This window comes from Achromobacter sp. DMS1 (assembly GCF_001270295.1).
This window is the reverse complement of the sequence record NZ_LHSJ01000257.1, coordinates 1-5775: the sequence shown is the minus strand read 5'-3', so window position 1 is coordinate 5775 and position 5775 is coordinate 1. Positions and strand designations below refer to the sequence as shown.

Here is a 5775-nt window from a genome sequence, read left to right as displayed (position 1 = left end):
AGCCGGGCGACGGGGGCATGCAGGGCCACGGCGCCACGACGCGGTTGCCCAGCATGATGGGCGCGCCATGCACACGATGCCGAGCAGGAATTCCTCGCGGTCGAAGCTCGCGCCTTCCTTGCGGATCACGCGCAGCTCTTCTTCCAGCGCGTCCGGGTCGCACACGGTGTTGGGCGTGTAGCGGGGCAGCTCGGCGGCGCGCAGCACGCGCTGGCGGGCCTCGCGCCGCATGTGGGCGAGGAACAGCTTGCCGCTGGCCGTGCAGTGCAGCGGCACGCGCGACCCCGGCTGCAGGTTGACGCGCAGCGGCCAGGCGGTTTCGACGCGGTCCAGGTAGATGACCTCGTCGCCGTCGAGCATGGTGCAGTTGCAGGTTTCGCCGATGGCGTCGACCAGGCTGTCGAGGATGCGGTGGCGTTCGGCCCGCAGCGGCGAGTTGAGCAGGGTGTCGCGCGCCATGGCGCACAGGCGGGGACCGCTGACGTAGCTCTTGCCGGCCGGTTCGCGCAGCAGCATGCCGGCGTCCACCAGCCTGGAGAGGATGCGCAGCACCGAGGGTTTGGGCAGCCCGGTGGCTTCGGTGAGGGCGGCCAGGCTCACCGGATTGGGGGAGCGGGCCACCTGTTCCAGCAGCGAAAGCGCGCGCAGCGCGGCGGAGGATTCGTCTTTCATCTTTCAATAATTGAAGATTCGGCGGCCTGGCGGCGTGGGATTGCGGATTTTGCGGAAAATGGAACGCACCAGGGTGGGCATGACGCGGGTTCTGCTGCAGTATCGGATCACTCCGGCCAATATGCAATGCGTTCCGGGCCGGTCCCGCCAGGAGAGAGACATGAGCAGCAAGCAACACATGACCCCCAGCGAAGCGTTCGTGGAGACGCTGGTGGCCCAGGGCGTCAAGGACGTGTTCGGCATTGTGGGTTCGGCCTTCATGGACGCGCTGGACCTGTTTCCCGCCGCGGGCATCCGCTTCGTGCCCACGGTGCACGAGCAGGGCGCCGCGCACATGGCCGACGGCTATTCGCGCGTGACAGGCCGCCATGGCGTGTGCATCGCGCAGAACGGCCCCGGCATCACGAATTTCGTCACTGGCGTGGCGGCCGCGTACTGGGCCCACAGCCCCGTGGTGGCCATCACGCCCGAAACCGGCACGTCGGGCATGGGCCTGGGCGGGTTCCAGGAAACCGACCAGATGCCGATCTTCTCGCGCATCACCAAGTACCAGGCCCACGTGAACCGGCCCGACCGCATCGCGGAATTCACGGCCAAGGCGTTTGACAATGCCATGGCCGAGCGCGGCCCGGCCCAGCTCAACATTCCGCGCGATTATTTCTATGGCGAGATCGACGTGGCCATTCCCGAGCCGCGCCGCCTGCGCCGCGGACCGGGCGCGGAGGAAGACCTGGAAGAGGCGGCGCGCCTGCTGGCTCAGGCGAAGTTTCCCGTCATCGTGGCCGGCGGCGGCGTGCTGTTCTCGGACGGGCAGGCGGAATGCGTGGCGCTGGCGGAACTGCTGGGCGCGCCCGTGGTGACCAGCTATCTGCACAACGACGCCTTCCCGGCCAGCCATCCGTTGTGGTGCGGCCCGCTGGGCTACCAGGGTTCCAAGGCCGGCATGAAGCTGCTGTCGCAGGCCGACGTGGTGCTCGCGCTGGGCACGCGGCTGGGGCCTTTCGGCACCTTGCCGCAGCACGGCCTGGACTACTGGCCGCAGAATGCGCGCATCATCCAGGTGGACGCCGACCACCGCATGCTGGGCCTGGTGCGCCCGGTGTCGGTTGGCATCTGCGGCGACGCCAGGCCGCGGCCGCCTCGCTGACGGCACGGCTCAAGACCCTCGAGGTGGCCAGCGCGGCCACCCGCGAGCAGCGCGCCCGGGCCATCGCCGACGAAAAGGCCGCCTGGGAAAACGAGCTGAACGAGTGGACCCACGAGCGCGACGACTGGAGCGTGGACATCATCGAGCACAGCGGCGGCCGCATGCACCCGCGCCGCATGCTGCGCGAGCTGGAACGCGCCATGCCCCGGCACGTCATGGTGTCGACCGACATCGGCAACATCTGCTCGGTGTCCAATAGTTACCTGCGTTTCGACGAGCCCAATTCCATGCTGGCCGCGATGAGCTTCGGCAATTGCGGCTATGCGCTGCCCGCGCTCATCGGCGCCAAGCTGGGGCGCCCCGACCGGCCGGCCGTGGCCTATGTGGGCGATGGCGCGTGGTGCATGAGCTTCCAGGAGCTGCTGACCTGCGTGCGCGAGCAGATTCCGGTGACGGCGGTGGTCTTCCACAACGGGCAGTGGGGCGCCGAGAAGAAGAACCAGGTCGATTTCTACGGCCGGCGCTTCGTGGGCAGCAACCTGAAGAACCCGAACTTCGCCGAGCTGGCGCGCGCCATGGGCGCCGAGGGCGTGCGCGTGGAGCACGCTGACCAGGTGGGCGCGGCGCTGCAGGCGGCATGCCAGGCGCAGGCGGAGGGCAAGACCACCGTGCTGGAAATGATGGTGAGCCAGGAGCTGGGCGACCCGTTCCGCCGCGATGCGCTCAAGCAGCCGGTGCGCTTCCTGGACAAGTACAAGCCCTATGTGAACCAGCCTTTCGAGCCGGGCGAAACGCCGCTGCCGGTGGAAACCCTCGGGCCTGTAGGGCCTCCGCGCTGGGCGCAACTTGGTCCATGTAGCGGCCAATCAGCGGACGCCAGCCCGCCATGTTGTTCCCGTAAAGCTGCCCCTCAAGGGCAACCCTGAGGGCATCCTTGTTACCGGGCTCTCGGGCGAACTCGTAGAAGTCCTGAAGCTCGCCGGAAGACAGACCCATCTGAGAAGTCAGGAACGAGTCCGCCTGAGCCTGATAGGCGTCAATGATGAACTGAGCCCGTCCCTGCGCTTCGGCCAACTCCATGCCGGTACTCTGCGCCAATCCAACCGCGATGTTCTCCATCGGGATATCGCCCATCGCGCCAGCGATAGCGGACGCCATGCCGTTCTGAATCGCTCCATGTGGGATGCCTGCGGCGGCTTGGTCGATGCCGTTCACAACCTCCTCAGGCATTACCGCCAAATCGGGATCATGCTGCTCTTGCTCTTGGTCCTGCTGCTCCTGCTGAGCGCCTCGCGGCTGTTGGTCTTCCCGGCGGTCCCCGCCTTCGCCGCCTGCCAGGACGTAACCGTCACCTTGTTTGACAAGGATTCCGGTCTGCACAAAGGTGCCGACCTCAGCAGACACGCCGCCGATGCGGACCGTAACCCCTGCCCCCGAGGCTCCCGCCGGCGAGGGTGGAGAGTCCAGAGAGGCAAAGCCTCTTTGGAAACTACGATGCAGGCTAATACAGGCGATCCATAGCAGGCAAAACAAGACAATTTCAGCGCACCACCCCTGAGGTTGCGTGTACCTAAGCCAAAATACGCGTACCTCTTGTAAAATCGAGTTACCTACAGCAAGGAGACGCCATGGCTGGTGAAGGTAAATGCGGGTTACAGCCCCACAAAACCATATAGAGACCGAACGCTGTCGACGCCAATCGGCTGTTAACTACGCGCGGGCCTCCGTCGGTCTAGAAGGTTTCTCGCTCAGTGAAGCCGATGAGGCCCACGCCCAGCGTTTCATCGATGGTCAGATCAGCCTGCAAGAGTTTGTGCAGCCGCGCGCTGACGCGTTAACGCTCCCAAAGTCTTCGTCATGACGAAGGAATTTAGGGTTTGGGGACTAGTGCAGGATAGGCTATCGCCGGTTTTTGTCCAACAGGGACACAATCTGTGACTTGGGCGAAAGAAATTAGATTAGGCAGAGACTTAAACATCGTCCCAACGAAATAAATCATCAGATTGGTCGTACATGCGTTTAGCATATCGATTAGTTTCGCATTAAATTTCGCGTTCATAAAAAGGATTGCTTACATGCATTTCCCAACCATTAAGAAAGTCCTTGCGGAAGGCCTACACCATCAGTTCAATATATCACTCGAACTAAATCCGGGTCTAAATGTTCTTTATGGAAAGAATGGACGAGGCAAGACTACGCTACTGCATATTCTAGCCAACGTACTTGAGCTAGATTTTGAACGATTTAGATATTTGACATTTAAAAAAATAACGATCGTTACTCATGCCGAAAACAAGCTGGAGTTGATAAAGACCCAGAACGATCAGGGGATCTACCTCACCATACTCTTAAACGAACAAGAACTGGGTTCCGCAACAGTCCAGGCGGATGGGTTCTCAACTCCCAACCTAACCAACTCAGAACAAAGAGAAGTACGAGCGGTGCTTGGAGGTCGGCCTGTTTATTTGCCCGCGTTCCGTGCAATCTTAGAACGAGTACGCTCGGATTCTTACGGTGTCGACAGCAGCACACGAAGTGAGGCATTCGAGCACATACGCAGAGGGGAGCTCTCCGCTATCCGTGAAGCCTACGGCGATTCTGAGTTTAGACGTTATGTAGGCGCTAGGAACGATTTGTCGGGCCACACGGCAAGGAAAACGATCCAATGCCGCGAATGGTTCGGACCTTTTGTGCCCATTGTCCGATACCCATCAATCCTTGAGGTGACAGAGAGGCTTTCAATAGAGTTGCGGGACGCGCAGTTCGAAACAGCGTCCTTCGAACGAAGGATGCTGTCCGAGATGTTTGTTGACGTATTTAAGGCCCTGCTATCGACTGACGAAACACCGTCCGACTTCGAAATGGAGGCCTTGATACAGCGCGTGCGAAAAGCTCTCGCGGAAGGAGAGCGACACGACAATGAACTCTATACCGACAACATTGGACAAAAGCTGGTTCAAGTCGTTGACCAAGTAAAAACACTCGGTGATGGAGGCAATGGAGCCGCCGAGCGAAGAGTTTTAAAACTATATGCCGAAATGCTTGAGCGAAGAAATTTAGAGAGAAAGTCTTCGTTTGACAAGGTTAGGCTATTTGAGATCGCTGTTAACAAGTTTCTCGCTGATAAAACACTGCATGTGAGGGAAGATTTAGACGGCAGAGCCGTCCGAGGAAATAGTCGAAATGTATATGTTGAGACTAATACTGGTCGCGCTTATGGGCTAACAGCGCTTTCTTCTGGGGAAAGACAAGTGCTGACCATGCTATTTTCGGCGACTCGTATGGGAAAAATAGCTCCCGGACTTTTCCTCATAGATGAACCGGAACTATCCCTCCATGTTGATTGGCAACGGATAATTTTGAGCGAGTTGATGGCGTTAGCGCCAGATCGGCAGATTATTGCATGCACACACTCACCAGAGGTCGGAGCGGATCATCTCGAGTTCCTACAGAACTTTGCTCCGAGCACTTATGAAATGCCGCTGCCAGCGCTCCCCTCCGAGGGATCCGACAATATTCTCGACGAAAACTTATGACCCACTATTCCAAGAAGGCTTATAAGCTCGCAGTTACCCTCCGGTCGTCCAAAACCATTCTGGTCGAGGGCCCCACGGATAAAAAGGTATTATCTAGGTTATTCCTGTCTCATAGCCTAGCAACAGGCACACAAGGAAGCTACGTAATTGACGAAGCCGATCTTATTAAAGATGAAGAATTATATGGGTACGGCCATAAAGCAAAAGTTCTAGCGGTTGCGGAAACCTTGGAAAGCCTGCCGGAAAAATTCAACTGGCTGGTTGACCGAGAGTGGGATGACATTAACTTAAATCAACGGCCGATAAAATATGAATACAAGGAACCACAGGGCCAAGGTTTCAGAACGAAGGGACACTCAATAGAAAATTATTGGTTTGACCAGGAAATTTACGAAAATTATCTACGCCAGAATTATGGCG

General features: G+C 58.9%; 4 protein-coding genes and 2 pseudogenes. 5 read left to right on the top strand and 1 reads right to left on the bottom strand.

What is annotated here, in order from left to right; all coding sequences use genetic code 11:
- On the bottom strand, positions 1 to 672 hold a 672-nt coding region (locus tag AD428_RS21700; RefSeq protein WP_235491064.1), incomplete at its 3' end, for an IclR family transcriptional regulator.
- Positions 673 to 832: 160 nt separating this feature from the next.
- Between AD428_RS21700 and xsc the strand changes: the two are divergent.
- The 5 genes and pseudogenes from xsc to AD428_RS26505 form a co-directional block, all read left to right on the top strand.
- Positions 833 to 2586, top strand: a pseudogene (xsc, locus tag AD428_RS21695) (sulfoacetaldehyde acetyltransferase); the annotation flags it as partial.
- Positions 2587 to 2665: 79 nt separating this feature from the next.
- Positions 2666 to 3340 carry a hypothetical protein gene (locus AD428_RS27235; protein ID WP_200908080.1) on the top strand — a complete coding sequence of 225 codons (675 nt, stop codon included), beginning with the start codon at positions 2666 to 2668 and terminating at the stop codon, positions 3338 to 3340.
- 107 nt (positions 3341 to 3447) lie between these two features.
- Positions 3448 to 3680, top strand: a pseudogene (locus AD428_RS25665) (antitoxin VbhA family protein).
- A 214-nt stretch (positions 3681 to 3894) separates the two neighbouring features.
- Positions 3895 to 5355 carry an AAA family ATPase gene (locus AD428_RS25660; RefSeq protein ID WP_082308235.1) on the top strand — a complete coding sequence of 487 codons (1461 nt, stop codon included), beginning with the start codon at positions 3895 to 3897 and terminating at the stop codon, positions 5353 to 5355.
- The coding region (locus AD428_RS26505) for a hypothetical protein (RefSeq protein WP_152968187.1) at positions 5352 to 5775 on the top strand (424 nt) is incomplete at its 3' end. The genes AD428_RS25660 and AD428_RS26505, both read left to right, overlap by 4 nt.